Genomic DNA, 21,273 nt, shown 5'->3' with positions numbered 1-21,273 from the left:
TTCGCCGCTCACCCGAGAAGCTCCCAGACCCGCATGACCGACGTGGCCACGACGTCTCCGGCGAGGACGCCCGCAAGAACTGTGAAGCGCCCTCAAGCATTCACAGCAGCCGGCCGCCGAGACCCACAGCGACGAGGAAATCACTCGAACAACCGCACGCTCAGTATCGAACACACTACTCTCAGTGCAGGACGCGGTCTTCGCCGCCCACGCGAGAAGCTGACAGACTGGGAGTGCATCGCATGACCGACGTGGCCACGACGTCTCCAGCGAGGACACCGATGATCGCCGTCCCGGACTGGCCCTATGGGCCGTACACCATCGATGACCTTGACGCGCTCCCCGACGAGGGGGTGCGACGCGAACTCGTGAACGGGTGGATCACCGTGGCCCCATGGCCGAGCACAGTGCACGACCACGCTGCCAAGGTGCTGGAGAGAGCGCTCGACCGTGCAGCCGAGGCCGCCGACGCCGATGCGTATGTGAAAGGGCCGCTCGACATCGATACGGGCCCGGCGATCCGGGTCCCCGACCTGGTCCTCGTTGAAGGCGAGGCGGCTCGAGCAGCACGAGCGGTGAAGGCCCGGGCGTACGACGCGATGGACGTCCTTCTGGTGGTGGAGATCATCTCGCCGCGCAGCAGCAGTGAACGGACCGATCGGGTCGACAAGGTCTTCGAGTACGCGAGGGCGGGGATCCCGCAGTACTGGATGGTCGAGCTGGAACCCGAGCCCTGCGTGGTCGTTCGCGTCCTGGGTGAGGACGGGCGGTATCACGTGTCCGGATCTGTGGTGGCCGGGGCGACGCTGAAGGTCGACGAGCCGTTTCCGTTCGCCTTTGATCCAGCTTCGCTCAGCGGCTGATCTCTGGCACGAGGGCGGTCAGGTCGGCCAGGACGTCCGATGCGGTCACCTCGGAGAGTTCGGCGAAGGTGAACAGGAAGTGGTCGCGGGCCCGCAGGCCCTTGAACCTGACCCGCTCGGAGATGCCGTGCAACTCCATCGGCGCCAGGTCGGTGCCGATCGCGGCGAGGACGTCCAGCAGCCTGTCCGGGACGGAGTCGGCGCTCGGGAACGCCTCGTGCACCTGCTCCCGGAGCCAGGCCGCGGCGGTCTTGTCGATCTCGATCGGGTCGCCCGGGGAGCCGCCCCGCCGCGGGTGCAGCAGGCGCCGCAGCTCGGCGGGAAGATCCAGGACGTCCTCGCCATCGGTCATGGAGGGACGGTAGCGGCGCCGTCCGACAGAACCGCCGAACGGGAGGTCAGGCGGGCTGCGCCTCGCGCGTGGCCGGGGCGGTCGGCGCCTGGACGGGCATCGGGCCGCGGTCGCGGGTGGCGAAGACCACACGGAGCGCGGCGATCCACATGAGCGCGGCGCCCAGCATGTGCAGGACGACCATCGGCGCCGGGACGCCGGTGAAGTACTGGACGTAGCCGATGAGCCCCTGTGCGAGCTCGATCGCGAACAGTTCCAGCACCCTGCGCCGCAGCGCGGCGGGGGCCTTCACGCGGTGGACGGCGACCAGCAGGGCGATCGTGAGTGCGACGGTGACCCAGGCGAGCAGGCTGTGGACGCGGGTGACGTCCTCGATGTTGAAGCCGTACCGGCGCGACTCGGCGTCGCCGGCGTGCGGGCCGGTGCCGGTGACGACCGTGCCCGCGACCAGGACGACGGCGGTGGCGGCGGCCAGTCCCGCCGCCAGCCGCCCCACGAGCGGGCCCACCAGGCGGCGGGGCGGGTCGTCGCCCTCGCCGGCGCGGATCCACAGCGCGACGCAGAAGATCAGGAGCACCGGGGAGACGAGGAAGTGCAGCGACACCGAGGTGGGGTGGAGCTCGGTGAGCACCACGATCCCGCCGATGATGGCCTGGGCGAACACGCTGGCGGGCTGGGCGGTCGCCAGCAGCACCAGGTCGCGGCGGCGCGGGCGCAGCCGGAGGGCCGCGATGAAGACCATCAGGCCCACGGCCAGCACCACGAAGGTGAGCATCCGGTTGCCGAACTCGATCGCCATGTTGAGCGCGGGATGCTCGGGGCTGGCGGTCGGGACGAGGCTGTCGCCCGTGCAGCGGGGCCACTCGGGGCAGCCCAGGCCGGACTTGGTGACGCGGACGGCGCCGCCGGTGCCGATGATGCCCGCGTTGCCGATCACGCCGAGCAGGGCGAGCAGCCGCATCGACACGGGCGTGGGATGCCACACGGCGTCGCGCACACGGGTCAGGGGATTTCCTTCAGCCACGGCATTCATCGTATGGGCGGCAGCCGCGAGCCCGGATCCGCCCCCCGTGCAGCGGTCTCACCAGCGGGGGTCAGGGGGCGGCCCGCCGGCGGGCGGCGGCGGCATGAAGCCCGAGGGCGTCTGGAGCGCCCAGGGAGGCGCGTTCTGCGGCGGGGTGCGCAGGAACGCCCGGCGTGCCATGGACATCAGGCCGAGGAGTGCGTCACGGCGGGCCTCGAACCAGCGGGGGTCGACGACGCCGCGTTCGGCGCGTTTGTGCAGGAGGGCGAGTTCGGTCGCGGCCAGCTGGTAGTCGGTCATGGCGCGGGCGGCGCCGGCGCCGCCGACGGTGCGGGCCCAGCGGCGGGCGGCGCGGCGGGTGTGCATGCCGCGCAGCATGTGCACGTCGGCCGGCGTGACCAGGCCGGTCGAGGCGTACATCGGCAGGTAGGTCTCGATGCGCCCGACGGTGGCCCGCCGCTCCACGAGGATCAGCACGACCAGCGCGATCAGGACGAAGAAGTCCAGGACGTACACGATCGCGAGGCCGCCGAGGCCGAAGGAGGTGGCGCCGTTCCACAGGCCGTGCAGCAGCATGGCGGCCAGCAGGCCGAGCACGGGCACCGCGAACCGGCCGCGCCGGTGGGTGGCGGCCCAGGCGACGCCCAGCCCGGTCATGGACGTGAACAGCGGGTGGCTGAACGGGGCGATGATGCCGCGGAGGATGAAGATGGCCTGGAGGCCGTCGGTGCCGCTCTCGTTGAACGCCCGCGTGTAGTAGGTGACGTTCTCCATCATGGCGAAGCCGAAGCCGACCATGGCCGCGTAGATGATGCCGTCGACGAAGCCGTCGATCTCGTTGCGGCGGAACCACAGCATCCCGAACAGGACGGCGCCCTTGAGGGTCTCCTCGACCAGCGGGGCGCCGAAGGTGGCGCTCACGAAGTGCGCCTCGTCCTCGCCGAAGACGGGGACCGTGACGTACAGCATGCCGAGGGTGTTGAAGACCAGGGCGCCCAGGACGGCCACGCCCGCGCCCCACATGAACGCGAACACCAGCATCCGCGGCGGCTCGGGCTCCAGCCGGTCGAGGGTGAGCACGAGCGCGACGAGCAGCGGGATCGGCACGAACGCCAGGACCAGTCCGGCCCAGAAGCCCGCACCGCCGTAGAGGGCGTCGGTGCCGAGCGCGACCAGGGCGCACACCGACGAGATCGACAGCCCGACGATCAGGCCGATGGGCGGGCGGCCCGGAACACGCCCTTCGAGCACCGCTTTCGGATCCACACGCGCCATCCAGCGAGCGTAACCGGCCCGGTCACGGACACGCTACGCACGATCGGGCGGGCCTGGGCCCGCGCCCTAAGTGAACAGGGGGTCGAGAGCCACCGCGGTGAACAGCAGGGCGAGGTAGACGTTGGAGAGGTGGAAGAAACGCATCGGACGCAGGTGCACGCCGGTCACGCCCGCGCGCACGGCGCGGAGCAGGCGGTGGCCCTCGAGCAGGAAGACCGCGCCGAGCACCAGGGCCAGCGCCCCGTACACCATGCTCATCCCGGCCACCGGCCACAGGAGCACCGAGCAGGCCACGGTGGCCCAGGTGTAGAGGAGGCTCTCCACGATCACGCGCCGCTCGGTGGCCACGACCGGGAGCATCGGGACCTTGGCGACGGCGTAGTCCTCGCGGTAGCGCATGGCCAGCGTCCAGGTGTGCGGCGGCGTCCACAGGAACACCACGCCGAACAGCACGAACGGGGTCCAGGCGAGGTCGCCGGTGATCGCGGCCCAGCCGATCAGGACGGGCATGCACCCGGCGATGCCGCCCCACACGACGTTCTGCGAGGTGCGCCGCTTGAGGAGCAGCGAGTAGACGAAGATGTAGAACAGGATCGCGAACAGCGACAGGCTCGCGGCCAGGACGTTGACGGCGAGCGCGAACCCGGCGGTGGACGCGGCGGCCAGCGCGACCCCGAACACCAGCGCCTCGGTCGGGGTGACCTCGGCCCTGGCCAGCGGCCGGCGGCGGGTGCGGCGCATCTTGGCGTCGATGTCGCGGTCGATGTAGCAGTTGATCGCGTTGGCCGCCCCGGCGGACAGGGTGCCGAACAGCAGCGTGGCCGCCGCGGTGCCCAACGGCGGGACGCCCCCGGCGGCCAGGAACATCACCGGCAGCGTTGTGATCAACAGCAGCTCGATGACGCGCGGCTTGGTCAGCGCCACGTAGGCGCGCACCAGCGCGCCCACCGGGCGGCGGGCGGCGCGTGATCCCGCGGCCGCCGTAGGGTCGGCGGCCGGCGCCGGCGGGGCCGGCGGGATCTCGTCGTCGAGCTCGACCGCGAGCTTGTTACTGAGCACCGTCACAATCGGGTCCACGTCCAACTAGGCATGAGAATTCGCGTACCAGTTCGGCGGTGCCCCCGCGCGATTTGGCCGCACCTCGGATCGGCGAATCTGTTGCGGCCTCCGTTGTCCAACCGCGGCATCACTGTAGTCCGCCCCCTCCGCAGGTCGAGCACCGGGGCACCTTGACGCGCCGCCGCGCCCCCGGACGGGCGCCGTCGCTCCGCGCCGTGACCAGTGGCCGGCAGGGCCCGCCGCCGGGCGGCGGGGCGTCCCTCGGGGGTTCAACGGGGCGGTGGGTTATCGCCGAGGCGTTCGGGCAAGGGTCGACGAGGGTATCGACAAGGGTTCGGAAGCCCTGTCTCCGCCGTTCAACGACGATGGTGGCGGCCGTCCCGTTCGATAGGCTCAGGAAGGGCAAGGCATGATCTTCACCGGGCCGCGCGGCGGCCGTGGGCGGGGGCGATCGGGGTTCGATCAAACCCGCGGCGCGGATTCGCGGCGGGCCGGCCCCCGGGAAGACCCGCCCGGCGGGCCGTGTTCGGGCACGTGGGCCCCTGGCGCGCGGCCGGACGGGAACGATCGCGCGCCGGGACGATCCCAGGGCCGGGCGTGGCCGTACATCTTTACATTCGGTTCGACAATTCGGTGCGAGAGGAGCCTGGCGTTCCGTGAGTGGGGACAACAGCACGTTTGAATGGTCCGATCTGGACCGGCGGGCGGTGGACGCGGTCCGCGCCCTCGCCATGGACGCGGTGGAGGAAGCGGGCTCCGGCCACCCCGGTACCGCGATGAGCCTGGCCCCGGCGGCCTACCTGCTCTTCCAGCGGTTCCTGCGGCATGACCCGACGGATCCGACCTGGTCGGGCCGCGACCGGTTCGTGCTCTCCTGCGGGCACTCCAGCCTGACGCTGTACATCCAGCTTTACCTGTCGGGCTACCCGATGACGCTGGAGGACCTGAAGGCGCTGCGCAAGTGGCACAGCCTGACCCCCGGACACCCCGAGCACGGGCACACCGCGGGGGTGGAGACCACCACCGGCCCGCTGGGGCAGGGCGTCGCCAACGCCGTGGGCATGGCGATGGCGGCGCGGCGCGAGCGCGGCCTGTTCGACCCTGACGCCGCCCCCGGCGAGTCCCCCTTCGACCACACCATCTGGGCGTTCTGCTCCGACGGTGACATCGAGGAGGGCATCAGCCACGAGGCCAGCGCGCTGGCCGCCCACCAGCGGCTGGGCAACCTGGTCCTGCTGTACGACGACAACCACATCTCCATCGAGGACGACACGGCGATCGCGCTGTCGGAGGACGTGCGCGCCCGCTACGAGGCCTACGGCTGGGACGTGCACCACGTCGACTGGACGGTGAACGGCGACTACGAGGAGAACGCCGGGGCGCTCGCCGCGGCGTTCGAGGCCGCCAGGGCCGAGACCGAGCGGCCCTCGTTCATCGCGCTGCGCACGATCATCGGCTGGCCGGCGCCGAACAAGAAGAACACCGGCAAGATCCACGGTTCCGCGCTGGGGGCCGACGAGGTCGCCGCCACCAAGGGGATCCTCGGGATGGATCCGGCCAAGTCGTTCGACGTGCCCGAGGAGGTGCTGGAGCACGCCCGCGCGGTCGTCGACCGGGGCCGTGAGCTGCACGCCGAGTGGCAGAAGCGGTTCCGCTCGTGGCGGGAGGCCAACCCCGAGCGCGCCGCCGAGTTCGAGCGGATCTCCTTGCGCCGGCTGCCGAACGGGTGGGCCAAGGCGCTGCCGGAGTTCGAGCCGGGCAAGGAACTGGCCACCCGGGCGGCGTCGGGGCAGGTGCTGGGCGCGCTGGCGCCGGTGCTGCCGGAGCTGTGGGGCGGCTCGGCCGACCTGGCCGAGTCCAACAACACCACGATGAAGGGCGAGCCGTCTTTCATTCCCGAGGAGTTCCAGACCAAGGAGTTCCCGGGGCACCGGTACGGCCGCACGCTGCACTTCGGGGTGCGCGAGCACGCGATGGCCGCGATCTGCAACGGCATCGCGCTGCACGGCGGCACCCGCCCGTACGGCGGCACCTTCCTGGTGTTCAGCGACTACATGCGCCCGGCCGTCCGGCTGGCGGCGCTGATGAGGCTGCCGGTGACGTTCGTGTGGACGCACGACTCCATCGGCCTGGGCGAGGACGGCCCGACCCACCAGCCGGTCGAGCACCTGTGGTCGCTGCGCGCGATCCCGGGCCTGGACGTGGTGCGGCCGGCCGACGCCAACGAGACGGCGGTGGCGTGGCGGACGATCCTGGAGCACAGCGACCGTCCCGCGGGGCTGGCGCTCACCCGGCAGAAGCTGCCGACCCTGGAGCGCGGTAACGGGCTGGCGTCCGCCGAGTGCACGGCGCAGGGCGGCTACGTGCTGGCGGACGCCGCCAACGGCCGGCCCGATGTGATCATCATCGCGACGGGCAGCGAGGTGCCGCTGGCGCTGGAGGCCAGGGAGACGCTGGAGGCCGAGGGCACCCCCGCCCGGGTCGTGTCGATGCCGTGCGTGGAGTGGTTCGAGGCGCAGGAGGACGCCTACAAGCAGCAGGTGCTGCCGCCGTCGGTGCGCGCCCGGGTCTCGGTGGAGGCGGGGATCGCGCTGGGCTGGCGGCAGTACGTCGGCGACGCGGGCGAGTCGGTGAGCCTGGAGCACTTCGGCGCCTCGGCCGACTACAGGACGCTGTTCCAGCAGTTCGGCATCACCGCCGAGCGGGTGGTGGCGGCGGCGCACGCGAGCCTGATCAACGCCGCGGTGCACGGCGCCGGGCGCGGCGAGACCACCGGCAACTGACGGCGGCCGGCGGCGGCCGCTCCCCAGGCCGCCGCCGGCGACCCGACTCGACTCGACGCAACTCGACGAGGAGAAAGCGATGACCGAGAACCTGAAGAAGCTCTCCGACGAGGGCGTATCGATCTGGCTGGACGACATCAGCCGGGAGCGGCTGCGGACGGGCAACCTGGAGCAGCTGGTCAAGGAGCGGCACGTGGTCGGGGTCACCTCCAACCCCACCATCTTCGCCAAGGCGCTGAGCAAGGGGTCGGCCTACGACGACCAGGTGCGCGACCTGGCGGTGCGCGGCGTGGACGTGGAGGAGGCCGTCCGCGCGATCACGACCTACGACATCCGCTGGGGCTGCGACGTGCTGCGCCCGGTGTACGACCGGACTCAGGGCCTGGACGGCCGGGTGTCGATCGAGGTGGACCCGCGGCTGGCGCGGGAGACCGAGAAGACCGTGGCCGAGGCGCGGGCGCTGTGGTGGATGGTGGACCGGCCCAACCTGTTCATCAAGATCCCGGCGACCGTGGAGGGCCTGCCCGCGATCAGCCAGGCGCTGTCGGAGGGCATCAGCGTGAACGTGACGCTGATCTTCTCGCTGGAGCGGTACGGCCAGGTCATCGACGCGTTCTTCGAGGGCCTGGAGCGGGCCCGGGAGAACGGGCACGACCTGTCCGCGATCGCGTCGGTGGCCTCGTTCTTCGTCAGCCGGGTGGACACCGAGATCGACAAGCGGCTGGACAAGGTCGGCTCGGACGAGGCGAAGGGGCTGCGGTCCAAGGCGGGCGTGGCCAACGCCCGGCTGGCCTACGCGCTGTACGAGGAGAGGTTCGGCACCGACCGGTGGCGGGCGCTCAAGGACGCGGGGGCCCGGCCGCAGCGCCCGCTGTGGGCGTCGACCGGTGTGAAGGACCCGGACCTGCCCGACACGCTGTACGTCGACCGGCTGATCGCGCCGGGCACGGTGAACACCATGCCGGAGGCGACGCTGGAGGCCTCGGCCGAGCACGCCGAGGTGCCCGGGAACACCGTCCAGGGCACTTACGACGAGGCCCGCGCGCACATGAACGCCCTCAAGCAGGTCGGCGTCGACTACGACGACGTCGTCCGAGTCCTGGAGGACGAGGGCGTGGAGAAGTTCGAGACGTCCTGGAACGAGCTGCTCGGCACCGTCTCCGGCGAGCTGAAGGACAAGGGCGGCGCCCAGCAGGGGGCCGGCGCGTGACATCGGTGGTGACCGCCGGGGGGATCTCGGTCACCATGCGGGGCGCCGTCGTCGACGAGGCCGAGCCCGTGCTGGCCCGGCTGGTCTCCGACGGCGTCCCGGTCCGGCTGGCGTCCGGCGCGTCCGCCGCGGCGGGCGCGGCGGGCCGTCCGGTCCCGTCCCGCGCGGCGCGGCTGTGGGGGCCGGACGCGGCCGCGGCGGCGGAGCGCTCGCTGGGCTGGCTGGAGCTGCCGGAACGCTCGCGGGCGCTGCCCGGCCGGTTGGCGGAACTGGCGGGCGAGGCGCGCGGCGCCGGTCTCGACCGGGTGGTGCTGGCGGGGACGGGCTGCGCGGCGCCGGCCCCCGAGGTCATCGCCCGGACCGCGGGGGTGGAGCTGACCGTCCTGGACGGCACCGACCCGCATCAGGCGAGGGCCGTGCTCGACGACGACCGGCTGGCCCGCACCCTGGTGGTGCTGGCGGACACCGCCGATCCCCGCTCGGCGGAGTCGCTCCGCTCGTACGGGGAGCCGGAGGCCGACCTCGTGGTCGACGCCTACCGGCGCGTCTTCGAGCGGGCCTTCGAGCGCGCCGGGATCACCGGCGCCGAGCTGCGCCGCCGGTTCCTGGTGTGCGCCGTGCCGGGCTCGCCGCTGGCGGAGCGGGCCGGGTCGTCGGGCTACCGGCTGGTCCCGGCCGACGCCGACGCGGCCGGCGCGTTCGCGGCGCTTGGCGCGGCGTCGCTGGTGCCCGCGGCGCTGGCGGGCGCGGACGTCGCGCGGCTTCTGGACGAGGCCGCCGCGCTGGCGGCGACGCTGCGCCAGCCGTACGACAACCCCGCGCTGGCGCTGGGCGCGGCGCTGGGCTCCTCGGCGCAGGCCGGCCGCGACAAGCTGTTCGTCGCCGACCAGGGCTCGGGTCTGGCGGGCTTGGGCGGCTGGGTCGAGCAGCTGGTCGCCGGGGCGACGGGAAAGGACGGCAAGGGCGTCCTGCCGGTGGTGGTCGAGGGGGTGGAGGCCCCCGGTTTTGAGGCGTCCGGCGTTCCGCGCCGGGTGCTGCTGGGCCGCCGTCCCGACGACGCGGGGCCGGGCCGGGAGGCGGGGCTGAGCGTCACCGGCCCGCTGGGCGGGCAGTTCCTGCTGTGGCAGTACGCGGCGGCGGTGGCGGGCCGGGTGCTGGGCGTGGATCCCTTCGGCCGTCCCGACGTGCGCGAGTCGGAGGACAACGCCGCGGCGCTGCTGCGGTCGGAGGAGGGCGCCTCCCCGACCGTGATCGCGCGGGCGCCTGCGCTGGTCTCGGGCGCGGTGGAGGTGCACGGCCCGGAGGAGCTCCTCGGGGGCGCCCGCACGCTCACCGAGGCGCTGGAGGCGGTGCTGGCCGCGGTGCCCGAGCGCGGTTACCTGGCCGTCATGGCGTACCTGGACCGGTGGGGCGATCCGGACGCGGGCGGGCTGCGTTCGCTGCTGGCCGAGCGCGGCGCCACGAAGCGCAGGACGCCGGTGCCGGTCACCTTCGGCTGGGCGCCGCGGTGCCTGCCCGGCCCCGGCCAGTACCACAAGGGGGGCCCGCCGAACGGCGTGTTCCTCCAGGTCACCGGGAACGTCGTGCACGACGTTCCGGTGCCGGGACGGCCGTACACGCTGGGGCAGCTGCAGCTGGCGCAGGCGTTCGGCGACATGCGGGTGCTGCGGGCGCGCGGGCGTCCGGCGGTGCGGCTGCATCTGCGCGACCGCGTCGACGGGCCGGCGCAGCTGTTCAAGGCACTCACCGCCTGACCGCCCGTCTGACCGTTTCTCACGTTCCGAAACCAGAAGATCGCGGAGAAGGTCGCGGACGCCCGTTGACTCCTGGAACGATAGGGCGTCGGGAGGAACGGTGTCCGGATTCGACGTACTGACGCGCGGCGACGTGCTCGACGCGGCGCTGCAGGCACGCGACTACCTCGTGAGCTGCGGTGTTCCCGGCGCGCTCGCCGCCAAGGACCCGCGCCTGTGGGGGCGGCGCACGGTGGACCACAGCCGGCTGGGCTGGCTGGATCTGCCGTACGCGTCCCGCGGGCTGCTCAACCAGATCGAGGGGCTGATCAACGAGGTCCGCTATACGGGCCTGGACCACATCGTGCTGATCGGGCTGGGCGCGGAGAGCCTGGCCGCGGAGGCGATCATGGCGGCGGCCGCGCCCGAGGCGGCCGGCGGCGGCACCCGCGGCGGCGCGGGCGGCGGCCGGCTGACCGTGCTCGACGGCGGCGACACCGCCGCGCTGGGCTTCGCGCTGGAGCGGCTGGACCGGACGCTGGTCGTGCTGTCCAGCAAGTCCGGGGTGTCCCTGGAGGGCGACGCCTACCGGCGGATCTTCTCCGAGGCGTTCCGGCGGCACGGGATGTCGGAGCGGGAGATCGCCGGCCGCTTCCTGGTGATCACCGATCACGGCAGCCCGCTGCACGACTACGCCCGGCAGAGCGGCTTCCGGATCGGGCTGACCGATCCGCACCTGCCCGGCCACTTCAGCGCGCTGTCGGCCTACGGGCTGGTCCCGGCGGTGCTGGCGGGCACGGACGCGGAGGGGCTGCTGGAGGAGGCCGCCGCGCTGGTCCCGTCGCTGGGCAAGGACGAGGACAATCCCGGCCTGCTGCTGGGCGCGATCCTGGGCGGCTGCGCGCAGCAGGGCGCGGAGGGCCGGGCGCGCGACAAGCTGGTGCTGCGCGAGCCGGGCGGCTCGACCGCGCTGTCGGGCTGGATCGGGCACCTGCTGTCGGTCGGCACCGGCAAGCGCGGCCGCGGCGTGCTGGCGTTCGACCCGCCGGGCAGTCCGGGCGGGCTGGCGGACGGGCACGAGATCGCGATCAATCCGGAGTCGGCGCAGGGCGAGGCCGACACCTCGCTGTTCGCGCCGCTGGGCGCGCAGTTCCTGCTGTGGGAGTACGCGGCGGCGGTGACCGGCTGGCTGCTGGGCGTCAACCCGTTCGAGCCGGCCGGCTCGATGGTGCAGGAGGCCGAGGACGACGCGGTGACGATGCTGCGCGCGGTCGGGCAGGGACCGCTGGCCGCCGACCGGCCCGCGTTCGTCGACGGCGACATCGAGATCTACGCCGACCTGGCGTGGCCGGGCGGCGCGCCGCGGCACGCGGACGTGGCGTCGATCCTGGACGCCCTGCTGGCCGCCGTCCCGCAGGACGGCTACCTGTCGGTCGTGACCTACCTGTCGGGCGACTTCTCGGGCCGTTACCTGGCGCCCGCGCTGGCCCGCCGGTCCGGGCGTCCGGTGTCGTACGGCCCGGGGCCCGGCTACCTGCACTCGACCGGTTCGGTGCACAAGGACGGGCCGGGCACGGGGGCGTTCCTGATCGTGAGCGGCGATCCGCCCGAGGGCGACGCGTTCGCCGACCATCCGGTGCCGGGCCGTCCGTACAGCCTGGGGAAGGTGCGGCTGGCCCGCGCGATGGCCGAGGTGCGGGCGCTGCGGCAGCGCGGGCTGCCGGTCGTACGGCTGCACCTGCGCGACCCGGTGGCGGGCGCGGGGCAGCTGAGTGAGGCGGTGCGCTTGGCGGCCCGGGCGTGACCCCCTACACGTCGGTCGCCTCCGGGGGGATGGTCATCACCGCGCGCGGCCGGGTCCGGGAGGCCGCCGAGCGCACCCTGGGACGGCTGTGGATCGACGAGGTCCCGGTGCGGCTGGCGTCGGAGGATCCGGCGCTGTGGCCGTCGGCGGCACGAGCCGGCGCGGCGGGCCGGGCGCTGTGCTGGCCGGGCCAGCCGGGCCCGGCGCGGGCGCTGCTCGACCGGCTGGCGGAGCTGCGCGCGGAGGCCGAGGCGGCAGGGCTGACCGAGGTGGCGCTGCTCGGCCGGGGCGCGTCCGCCCGCGCCGCCGATCTGATCTTCCGGCATTTCGCGGCCCGCTCCGCCGGCCCGGCGGAACCGGCGGGCGATGCGGGTCCGGCCGATCAAGGCGCGGTGGACGCCGGCGGGACGTCCGCGGAGTCGGACGAGGGGGCGGACGAGGGGGCGGACGCCGAGTCGACGGGCCCGGCGGCGGCGATCGGGGCGTTCGAGACCTCATCCGGGCCGTCCGGGCCCGGGCGCGGGCCGGGCGGGATGTCGCTGACCGTCCTGGACGGCCCCGAGCCCGGCCCGCTGTTCCGCCTGGGAAGCGACCGGGAGCGGCTGCGCCGCACGCTGGTGGTGGTGACCGGGAACGACCAGGCCACCGACACGCTGCGGCGGGTGCTCGTGCGGATGTTCGGCGATCTGGACCTGAGCCCGGAGGAGATCGCGCGGCGGTTCGTGGTGGTGACCGCCCCGGGCGGCATCCCGGCCGAGAAGGCCGCCGACGCCGGGCACCCGCTGATCGAGGCGCCCGAGCCCACCGCGTTCGGGGCGCTGTCGCCGTACGCGCTGGTCCCGGCCGGGCTGGCCGGGGCCGACGTGGCGGCATTGCTGGACGAGGCCAAGGAGGCGCTGCCGTCCCTGACCCGGCCGGAGAACAACCCGGGCCTGGTGCTGGGCGCCATCCTGGGCGGCGCGGTGCGCGCGGGGCGCGAGACGATGGTCCTGGGCGCCTATCCGGCGTCGGCCTCGGCGCGGCACGAGCCGGGCCTGGCCGACTGGATCGCCCCGATGCTGGCGGAGACGACCGGGGGGCGGCTGCTGCCGCTGGTCCAGCACGGCGGGCTGCCGGTCGTGCCCGGCGACGACCTGTTCTTGGTGACGCTGGAAGGCCGTCCCCACCAGGACGACGCCACTGTGTCGGGCCCTCTGGCGGCGCAGCTCGTCCTGTGGGAGTACGCCGCCGCCGTCGGCGCGTACCTGCTGGGCACCGATCCGCTCCAGGCGCCTGGACGCGACCCCGGCGAGGCCGTCCCGGAAGCCCCCGTGTTCGTCGAGGGCGAGTCCGGGCAGGCCGTCGAGGTGCACACCTCGGATCCGGCGCTCGCGGCCGCCGCCGATCTCTCCGGGCTGCTGGAGGCGGTGGTGCGGCGGGCCGCCGCGGACGGCCATCTGGCGATCGTGGCGCATCTGGATCCGGACCTGCCGCGCGGGCAGGGCTCGCAGGTCAGGCGGCTGGCGGCACTGCTGGCCGCGCGCTGCGCCAGACCTGTGACGATCAGCTGGGGGCAGCGTTACCCGGCGATCGGGAATGATCACCAGGAGAAGGGCGTATACCTGATGATGACCGGGAACGTCGTCCACGACGTGCCCGTTCCGGGTCGGCACCGGCGGCTCGGCCTGCTGCAGGAGGCGCGCGCGCTCGGGGAGGCCCGGGCGGCGGCGCGCGAGGGCGGGCGGCCGGTGGTGCGGCTGCACCTGCAGGACCGCCGGGCGGGTCTCGCCCGGCTGCTGGAGTCCGCTCGGGGAGAGACATGAGCGAGCCGGAGGGGCGCGGGATGAGCCCTGCGCGACGGCCCGTACGTACCACGCACGTCCGGCGGTCCGGATGCCTGCGGGACGGCATGAGACACACCACAACGACACAGCGGGCGGGACCGGTCCCTGTACCGGTCTCCGGCGTCGTGCGAGAAGAGGGGGCCCTCACGTGACCAAGACACCCAACCCGCTCCGGGATCCCCGGGACAAGCGGTTGCCTCGGGTGGCGGGACCGTGCGTGCTGGTGCTGTTCGGGGTCACCGGAGACCTGTCGCGCAAGAAGCTGCTGCCCGCGATCTACGACCTGGCCAACCGCGGGCTGCTGCCGCCGGGCTTCTCGCTGGTCGGCTTCGCCCGCCGCGACTGGGACCACCAGGACTTCCGGCAGATCGCCTACGAGTCGGTCAAGGAGCACGCGCGCACGCCGTTCCGCGAGGACGTCTGGCGGCACCTGGCCGAGGGCATGCACTTCGTCCCGGGCGAGTTCGGCGATCCGGGCGCGTTCGACGCGCTGGCGATGGCGGCCAAGGAGCTGGACGAGACCCGGGGCACGGGCGGCAACTACGCCTTCTACCTGTCCATTCCGCCCAAGAACTTCCCGCAGGTGGTGGAGCAGCTGCAGCGCAGCGGGCTGGCCGACCGCAAGCAGGGGTCGTGGCGGCGGGTGATAATAGAGAAGCCGTTCGGGCACGACCTGGCCAGCGCCCAGGAGCTGAACGACACGGTGCACCGGGTCTTCCCCGAGGAGTCGATCTTCCGGATCGACCACTACCTCGGCAAGGAGACGGTGCAGAACATCCTGGCGCTGCGGTTCGCCAACTCGATGTTCGAGCCGATCTGGAACCGCTCGTACGTCGACCACGTGCAGATCACCATGGCCGAGGACATCGGGATCGGCGGCCGGGCGGGTTACTACGACGGGATCGGCGCCGCCCGCGACGTCATCCAGAACCACCTGCTCCAGCTGCTGGCGCTGACCGCGATGGAGGAGCCGACGTCCTTCAGCGCCGAGGCGGTCCGCGCCGAGAAGGCCAAGATCCTTTCGTCGGTGCGGGTGCCGGGCGACCTGGACGTGGCCACCGCGCGGGGGCAGTACGCGGCGGGCTGGCAGGGCGGCGTGAAGGTGCGCGGCTACCTGGAGGAGGACGGCATCCCGCCGCACTCCAGGACCGAGACCTACGCAGCGATCAAGCTGGAGATCGACAACCGCCGCTGGGCGGGGGTGCCGTTCTACCTGCGCACCGGCAAGCGGCTCAGCCGCCGGGTGACGGAGGTCGCGCTGGTGTTCCAGCAGGCGCCGCACCTGCCGTTCTCGCTCACCGACACTGAGGAGCTGGGCGAGAACACCCTGGTGATGCGGGTGCAGCCGGACGAGGGCATCACGCTGCGGTTCGGGTCCAAGGTGCCCGGCACCTCGATGGAGATCCGCGACGTCAACATGGACTTCGCCTACGGCGAGTCGTTCACCGAGTCCTCCCCCGAGGCCTACGAGCGGCTGCTGCTGGACGTGCTGATCGGCGACCCCCCGCTGTTCCCCCGGCAGGAGGAGGTCGAGCTGTCCTGGCGGATCCTCGACCCGATCGAGGAGCACTGGGCCGCGCCGTCGGGCCCGCTCAACCAGTACAAGTCTGGTGGTTACGGGCCCGACAGCGCTGATGACCTCATGGCCCGCGACGGGCGCGCTTGGAGGCGACTCTAGAGTTGACTTCTCCCCAAGCCGAGGCAAGGGGATCCAACCCTCACGGGTTGATCTTTCTGCTTCGCTGCCAACAGCCGACCCGAACCAACGGCCAGGGACGGTGTACCGCCCATCGGTCTTACGTCGGCTCCACAGACGTGACATCCCGCCGGCCCGGCGGTAGACCCGGCCGGCTCGACTCTCCCCGACTGGGCAGCCCAAACGCTAGCACACCTGTTCGACCCTTGGTAGCGGATTCGTGGCGGACGGTGATCCGCCCTGAAAGCAGGGGTCTCCACGGAGGATCTCGATGAACATCGATCTCACCGACACCACCACGCGCCGCATCCAGGACGCGCTCACCCAGTCGCGGCACCTTATGGGCGGCCCGGCCGTGGGCATGGTGCTGACCTTGATCATCGTGACCGACGAGTCGGCCCAGTACGACGCGGTGCGGGCTGCGACCGAGGCGGCCCGCGAGCATCCGTGCCGGGTGCTGACGGTCATCTCGCGCGACTCGCGGGGCAGCTCGTCCCGGCTGGACGCCGAGATCAGGATGGGCGAGACGGGGCCGGGCGAGACGGTGCTGCTGCGGATGTACGGGCCGCTGGCGCTGCACGCCGATTCGGTGGTGGTGCCGCTGCTGATGCCCGACACCCCGGTGGTGACGTGGTGGCCGGGCGGGAAGGTGCCCAAGAACCCGAGCGACGACCCGCTGGGCAAGCTGGCGCAGCGCCGGGTGACCGACGCGTACGCGGCCCGCGACCGGCTGGGCACGCTGGCGCGGCTGGCGCACGCCTACAAGCCGGGCGACACCGACTTCACCTGGACACGGCTGACCTCGTGGCGGTCGCTGCTGGCCGCGGCGCTCGACCAGGACCACGAGGAGATCACGGCCGGGGAGGTCTCGGCGGAGCCGGACAGTCCCAGCGCCGAGCTGCTGGCGGCGTGGCTGTCGGTGCGGCTGGGCGTCCCGGTGTCGCGGGTGGTCTCCGAGGGGCCCGGCATCACGGGCGCGCGGCTGACGACGAGGGCGGGCGACATCGCGGTGTCGCGGCCGGACGGGCGGGTGGCGACGCTGACGCGTCCGGGCCAGCCCGACCGGCAGGTGGCGCTGATGCGGCGGCCGCTGCCCGAGCTGCTGGCCGAGGAGCTGCGGCGGCTCGACCCGGACGAGGTGTACCAGGAGGCGTCGGCCCGTTTCGCCAAGGACCTGGCGTCGATGGCGGCCGAGCAGGAGCGGACCGCACAGCCCGACCCCGTCGCGGCGCGGGAGGACTCCGGTACCGATCAGGGCGCCGCCGCCGACCGGGGCGACGAAGAAGCCGATCAGGGCGTCGCGGAGGGCGGCGAAGGGCCGGCGGAGCGATGACGCCTCCGGCCGTGCTGGTCCACCGCGACCAGGAGCTGCTCGCCAAGGCCGCCGCCGCGCGGCTGGTGACGCGGGTCGTGGACGTGCAGGCGGCGCGCGGCAGCGCGTCGGTCGTCCTGACCGGCGGCGGCGTGGGCACCGCGGTGCTGGCGGAGCTGGCCGCGACCGGCGCCCGCGACGCGATCGACTGGCGGAACCTGGACATCTGGTGGGGCGACGAGCGGTTCCTGCCGTCCGGCGACCCCGAGCGCAACGAGACCGGCGCCCGCGCGGTGCTGCTCGACCATGTGGACGCCGACCCGGCGCGGGTGCGTCCGATGCCGGCCTCCGACGGTCCCGACGGGGCCGATCCGGAGGCGGCCGCGCGCCGGTACGCCGACTGGCTGCGCGCCGCCGCGCGTCCCGAGGACCACGGCCCGGTGCCGTCCTTCGACGTGCTCATGCTGGGCGTGGGGCCGGACGCGCACGTGGCGTCGCTGTTCCCGGAGATGCCCGCGCTGTACGACGACCGCCCGGTGGTGGCGGTGCGGGGCGCGCCGAAGCCACCGCCGACGCGGATCTCGCTGACGCTGCCGGCGATCCAGGCGGCCCGCGAGGTGTGGGTGCTGGCGGCGGGCGGGTCGAAGGCGTCGGCGGTGCGCATGGGCCTGTCGGGCGCCGGCCCCGTCCAGGTGCCGGCGGCGGGGGCGCGCGGACGGCAGCGCACGCTGTTCCTGCTCGACCGTGCGGCGGCGGCGCAGTTGCCTCCGGGTATGGGACGTATCGCTTCGCCGTAAGGTGACCCACTCCGCGCGGGAGTGTTCACCGCGCTTCGCACCGGTTCTCCGGCCCCCGTCCGCATAATCTGGCGGGCGGGGGGAAACGGCTTCGCCTGTGGCGAGACCGAGCGTGAGGAGGTCCGGGGTGTTCAAGGATCGGACGTTCGCGGCGGGCGCGGCGACCGCGGGCGCGGTCGTCCTGGCCGCCGCCGGATGCTCGTCGGGCGGCGGCGGATCCGGCGGCGACGACGCTCCCGCGGCCAAGGCCGCGATCTCCCCGGCGAACGGCACCCGCGACGTGGCGCCCGACCAGCCGGTGGTCGTCAAGGCCGACAAGGGCAGGCTCACCGCGGTCACCGTCGCCGATCCCAAGGGCCGCAAGGCGCAGGGCGGCCTCGCCGCCGACCGCCTCACCTGGCGGACGTCGCGGGGGCTGCTCCCGGCGACGACGTACACCGTCACCGCCCAGGTCGCGGCCGGCGGCGGGAAGCCGGTGACGGCGACGTCCACGTTCACCACGCTCACGCCCGCCAAGAAGCTGGAGAGCGGCATGTCGCCGCTGGACGGCGAGCGGGTCGGCGTCGGCATGCCGATCCAGTTGCTGCTGACCCGGCCCGTGACCACCGAGCAGGGCAGGCAGGCGGTGGAGCGCTCGCTCGAGGTGCGCATGTCCAAGCCGGTCGAGGGCGCCTGGTACTGGATCAGCGACAAGGAGGTCGACTTCCGGCCCCGCGAGTACTGGCCGCCCGGGCAGAAGGTCCAGGTCGTCGCCCGGCTGGCCGGGGTCAGGGCGGGCGAGGGCCTCTGGGGCGTGAAGGACCGCACGCTCGACTTCACGGTGGGCCCGCGGCACGTCACCACGATCGACGCGAAGCGGCACCGGGCGACGGTGACCGACGGCGGCCGCACCGTCCGCACCATGAAGGTCAGCCTGGGCAAGCCGGGCGACGACAGCTACACCGGCATGATGATCGCGCAGGAGAAGCAGGCGGCCATGGTCATGGACTCGGCCACCACCGGCAATCCCGGCGAGTACCGCACGCCGACCAAGTGGAACGTCCGGATGACCTACAGCGGCACGTTCATCCACTCCGCGCCGTGGTCCACCGGCTCGCAGGGCAGCGCGAACGTCAGCCACGGCTGCGTGAACGCGTCCCCGGGCGACGCCAAGTGGTTCTACGACTTCACCAACCGGGGCGACGTCATCGAGGTCACCGGCACGACGCGGAAGCTGCGGTTCGGCAACGGCCCGACACCATGGGCCAAGTCGTGGGACGAATGGGTGAAGGGCAGCGCGCTGGGGGCGCCCGTGAAGGGCGTCCAGCTGAGCCGGTCGTGACGGTACGACCAAAGTAGGCGCCGCCCCCTACGCACGACGCATCCCCAGACTGCCGGAGCTGAGTAGCGTTGGTGCGGTGAGATTCCGGAGGGTGCGCCAGGGCGTACGCGACGCGTGCGTGACGGCGTCCGCCGTGGGGGTCGGGCTGCTGACGCTGGAGGGCGCGCGGCAGACCTATCCCGATCCCGCCCGCGCGCACCTGATCCGCGATCTGCTGATCGGCCTGGTCGCGTGCCTGGTCCTGCTGCTGTTCCGGCGGCGCCGTCCGGTGCGGGTGGCGCTGGTGCTCACGGCGACGGGCCTGTTCGCCAGCTCGTCGTGGGGCGCGACCGCGATGGCGGTGTTCACCGTCGCGGTGCACTGCTCGTGGCGGGCGACCGCCGCCGTCACCGCGCTCAACGTCTCGTACATCGTCCTGACCTTCACGCAGGTCGACGAGCTGACCCGCCGCGAGCGCCTGGAGTCGGTCCTGGTGTTCCTGCTCGGCTACGCCGTGCTGGTCATCGGCGGGCTGCTGGTCCGCTCCCGGCGGCAGCTGATCGAGTCGCTGCGGGAGCGGGCCCGGCAGGCCGAGGAAGAGCAGCGGCTGCGAGTGGAGGAGGCCCGGCATCTCGAACGCGAGCGGATCGCGCGGGAGATGCACGACGTGCTGGCCCACCGGATCTCGCTGCTGGCGGTGCACGCCGGTGCGCTGGAGTTCCACGCCGACGCGCCCGCCGACCAGCGGGAGGCGGCGGGGATCATCCGGCGCGGCGCGTACGAGGCGATGGAGGACCTGCGCGAGGTCATCGGCATGCTGCGCACCGACCCCGGCGACGGCGCGCCCGAGCCGGGCGCGCGGGACGCACCGGTCCCGGACGGCGAGGACGAGCGCCCGCAGCCCGCGCTGTCCGACCTGCCCGCGCTGATCGAGGAGTCGCAGCGGGCGGGGGCGCACGTCACCTTCGACGACCGGGTGCCCGACCCGGCGGGGGTGCCGTCGCGGATCGGGCGGCACGCGTACCGGATCGTGCAGGAGGCCCTGACCAACGCGCGCAAGCACGCGCCGGGCGCGCATGTGAGCGTGACGGTCGAGTCGACGGGGCCGGGCGGCACGCTGGCCATCGAGGTCGCCAACCGGCTCCCACCCGGCCCGCCCCCGGCCCCCGCCCTGCCCGGTGCGGGCGCGGGGCTGGTCGGCCTGCGCGAGCGCGTCGACATGCTGGGCGGCGCCCTGGAGCACGGCCACACCCAAGACGGCCACTTCCGCCTCTACGCCAAGCTCCCCTGGCCGAGCTGACCGCGCCCGGCCGGAACGCCGCTCGGGAAATCATCAAAGGACCTCCGAGGAAACCCCGGCCTTGAGGCCGGGGAGGAATCGGACTCCTTCGGACTCGTGTGCACGGCGGCCGGACCGGCCGTTGCTGCGCGGGGACGCTCCGGGTTGCCGGGGCGGACGAACCGCGAACCGCAACCCCTTCCCCTCTCCTGAGGCCACGGGTTGGAATCACCCTTGTTCACGTTCACGAGGGGGAGGAGGTCAATAGGGTGGCGGGATGGACGACGACTCCCCCATCCGCGTCCTCATCGTCGACGACGACGCCCTGGTCCGCGCCGGGCTGAGCATGATGCTGGCGGGCGCCGACGATCTGCGGGTCGTGGCCGACGTCGCCGACGGGACCGAGGTGGTCCCCGCGGTGAACGAGCACCGCCCCGACGTGGTGCTGATGGACATCCGGATGCCGCGGCTGGACGGGCTGGCCGCGACCGAGCGGCTGCGCGCCCGCCGCGAGCCGCCGGAGATCATCATCCTGACCACCTTCGACACCGACGACCACATCCTGCGCGCGATGCGGGCCGGGGCCAGCGGCTTCCTGCTCAAGCACACCCCGCCGCCCGACATCATCCGGGCCATCCGGCAGGTCGCCGCGGGCGAGCCGATGATCTCGCCGGCGGTGCTGCGCCGGATGATGTCGTACGTGGCCGGGGCGGGCGTGGATCCGCGCCGGGAGCGGGCACGCGCGCTGCTGGGACGGCTGAGCGAGGGCGAGCGCGCGGTGGCCACGCTGGTCGGGCGGGGCCGGACCAACAGCGAGATCGGCAAGGAGCTGTCGCTGAGCGTGGCGACGGTGAAGGCGTACGTGTCGCGGCTGCTGACCAAGCTGGAGCTGAACAACCGCGTGCAGATCGCGCTGCTGGTGCACGACGCGGGCGGCGACGAGGACACGCCCGAGTCTTAGGG

Annotated in this window: 16 protein-coding genes; 12 read left to right on the top strand and 4 right to left on the bottom strand. The window is 73.3% G+C overall.

Features of this window, described 5'->3' with window-relative positions; translation table 11 throughout:
* Positions 1 to 242: 242 nt before the first annotated feature.
* On the top strand, positions 243 to 863 hold the full coding sequence (locus ABD340_RS41720; RefSeq protein WP_344596939.1) for a Uma2 family endonuclease: 621 nt from the start codon (positions 243 to 245) through the stop codon (positions 861 to 863).
* Here the strand turns inward: ABD340_RS41720 and ABD340_RS41715 are convergent.
* The 4 genes from ABD340_RS41715 to ABD340_RS41700 form a co-directional block, all read right to left on the bottom strand.
* Positions 853 to 1,215 carry a hypothetical protein gene (locus ABD340_RS41715; RefSeq protein WP_344596937.1) on the bottom strand — a complete coding sequence of 121 codons (363 nt, stop codon included), beginning with the start codon at positions 1,213 to 1,215 and terminating at the stop codon, positions 853 to 855. The genes ABD340_RS41720 and ABD340_RS41715 overlap by 11 nt on opposite strands.
* A gap of 46 nt (positions 1,216 to 1,261) precedes the next feature.
* A complete protein-coding gene (locus ABD340_RS41710) occupies positions 1,262 to 2,239 on the bottom strand; it encodes a COX15/CtaA family protein (RefSeq protein WP_344596935.1) in 978 nt (325 codons plus the stop codon).
* A 57-nt stretch (positions 2,240 to 2,296) separates the two neighbouring features.
* Positions 2,297 to 3,514, bottom strand: coding sequence for a PrsW family intramembrane metalloprotease (locus ABD340_RS41705; RefSeq protein WP_344596934.1), 1,218 nt, complete (start codon positions 3,512 to 3,514; stop codon positions 2,297 to 2,299).
* A 66-nt stretch (positions 3,515 to 3,580) separates the two neighbouring features.
* Positions 3,581 to 4,579, bottom strand: a complete 999-nt coding sequence (locus ABD340_RS41700) for a heme o synthase (RefSeq protein ID WP_425547529.1) — start codon at positions 4,577 to 4,579, stop codon at positions 3,581 to 3,583.
* 650 nt (positions 4,580 to 5,229) lie between these two features.
* On the opposite strand from ABD340_RS41700, the gene tkt reads away from it, so the two are divergent.
* The 11 genes from tkt to ABD340_RS41645 all read left to right on the top strand — a co-directional run bounded on the left by tkt (position 5,230) and on the right by ABD340_RS41645 (position 21,271).
* Complete coding sequence (gene tkt / locus ABD340_RS41695; RefSeq protein WP_344596931.1) at positions 5,230 to 7,356, top strand: transketolase; 2,127 nt, start codon at positions 5,230 to 5,232, stop codon at positions 7,354 to 7,356.
* 79 nt (positions 7,357 to 7,435) lie between these two features.
* Positions 7,436 to 8,566 carry a transaldolase gene (gene tal / locus ABD340_RS41690; RefSeq protein WP_344596930.1) on the top strand — a complete coding sequence of 377 codons (1,131 nt, stop codon included), beginning with the start codon at positions 7,436 to 7,438 and terminating at the stop codon, positions 8,564 to 8,566.
* Positions 8,563 to 10,320: a glucose-6-phosphate isomerase gene (locus tag ABD340_RS41685; RefSeq protein WP_344596928.1), complete on the top strand. Its 1,758-nt coding sequence runs from the start codon at positions 8,563 to 8,565 to the stop codon at positions 10,318 to 10,320. Before tal ends, ABD340_RS41685 begins: the two co-directional genes overlap by 4 nt.
* Positions 10,321 to 10,420: 100 nt before the next feature.
* Positions 10,421 to 12,103, top strand: coding sequence for a phosphoheptose isomerase (locus ABD340_RS41680; RefSeq protein WP_344596926.1), 1,683 nt, complete (start codon positions 10,421 to 10,423; stop codon positions 12,101 to 12,103).
* Complete coding sequence (locus tag ABD340_RS41675; RefSeq protein ID WP_344596925.1) at positions 12,100 to 13,905, top strand: hypothetical protein; 1,806 nt, start codon at positions 12,100 to 12,102, stop codon at positions 13,903 to 13,905. The genes ABD340_RS41680 and ABD340_RS41675 overlap by 4 nt, the downstream gene beginning before the upstream one ends.
* A gap of 169 nt (positions 13,906 to 14,074) precedes the next feature.
* Complete coding sequence (zwf, locus tag ABD340_RS41670) at positions 14,075 to 15,604, top strand: glucose-6-phosphate dehydrogenase (protein ID WP_344596924.1); 1,530 nt, start codon at positions 14,075 to 14,077, stop codon at positions 15,602 to 15,604.
* Positions 15,605 to 15,893: 289 nt separating this feature from the next.
* Positions 15,894 to 16,955, top strand: coding sequence for a glucose-6-phosphate dehydrogenase assembly protein OpcA (gene opcA / locus ABD340_RS41665; protein WP_344596923.1), 1,062 nt, complete (start codon positions 15,894 to 15,896; stop codon positions 16,953 to 16,955).
* Positions 16,952 to 17,731 carry a 6-phosphogluconolactonase gene (gene pgl, locus ABD340_RS41660; protein ID WP_344596922.1) on the top strand — a complete coding sequence of 260 codons (780 nt, stop codon included), beginning with the start codon at positions 16,952 to 16,954 and terminating at the stop codon, positions 17,729 to 17,731. The genes opcA and pgl overlap by 4 nt, the downstream gene beginning before the upstream one ends.
* A 127-nt stretch (positions 17,732 to 17,858) precedes the next feature.
* A complete protein-coding gene (locus ABD340_RS41655) occupies positions 17,859 to 19,052 on the top strand; it encodes a L,D-transpeptidase (protein WP_344596920.1) in 1,194 nt (397 codons plus the stop codon).
* 76 nt (positions 19,053 to 19,128) lie between these two features.
* On the top strand, positions 19,129 to 20,331 hold the full coding sequence (locus ABD340_RS41650; RefSeq protein ID WP_344596919.1) for a sensor histidine kinase: 1,203 nt from the start codon (positions 19,129 to 19,131) through the stop codon (positions 20,329 to 20,331).
* Positions 20,332 to 20,587: 256 nt separating this feature from the next.
* A complete protein-coding gene (locus tag ABD340_RS41645; protein ID WP_344596918.1) occupies positions 20,588 to 21,271 on the top strand; it encodes a response regulator transcription factor in 684 nt (227 codons plus the stop codon).
* Positions 21,272 to 21,273: the final 2 nt, after the last annotated feature.

The sequence above is a fragment of the Actinomadura vinacea genome (assembly GCF_039532545.1).
Lineage (GTDB): Bacteria > Actinomycetota > Actinomycetes > Streptosporangiales > Streptosporangiaceae > Spirillospora > Spirillospora vinacea.
Note: the sequence above shows the minus strand (reverse complement) of the source record. Positions and strands in the feature narration are given on the sequence as shown.

Excerpts from the sequence above, each read along its gene's own strand:
- ABD340_RS41720 (WP_344596939.1), top strand. The coding sequence starts at position 243 with ATGACCGACGTGGCCACGACGTCTCCAGCGAGGACACCGATGATCGCC.
- ABD340_RS41715 (WP_344596937.1), bottom strand. The coding sequence starts at position 1,215 with ATGACCGATGGCGAGGACGTCCTGGATCTTCCCGCCGAGCTGCGGCGC.
- ABD340_RS41705 (WP_344596934.1), bottom strand. The coding sequence starts at position 3,514 with ATGGCGCGTGTGGATCCGAAAGCGGTGCTCGAAGGGCGTGTTCCGGGC.
- tal (WP_344596930.1), top strand. The coding sequence starts at position 7,436 with ATGACCGAGAACCTGAAGAAGCTCTCCGACGAGGGCGTATCGATCTGG.
- opcA (WP_344596923.1), top strand. The coding sequence starts at position 15,894 with ATGAACATCGATCTCACCGACACCACCACGCGCCGCATCCAGGACGCG.
- pgl (WP_344596922.1), top strand. The coding sequence starts at position 16,952 with ATGACGCCTCCGGCCGTGCTGGTCCACCGCGACCAGGAGCTGCTCGCC.
- ABD340_RS41645 (WP_344596918.1), top strand. The coding sequence starts at position 20,588 with ATGGACGACGACTCCCCCATCCGCGTCCTCATCGTCGACGACGACGCC.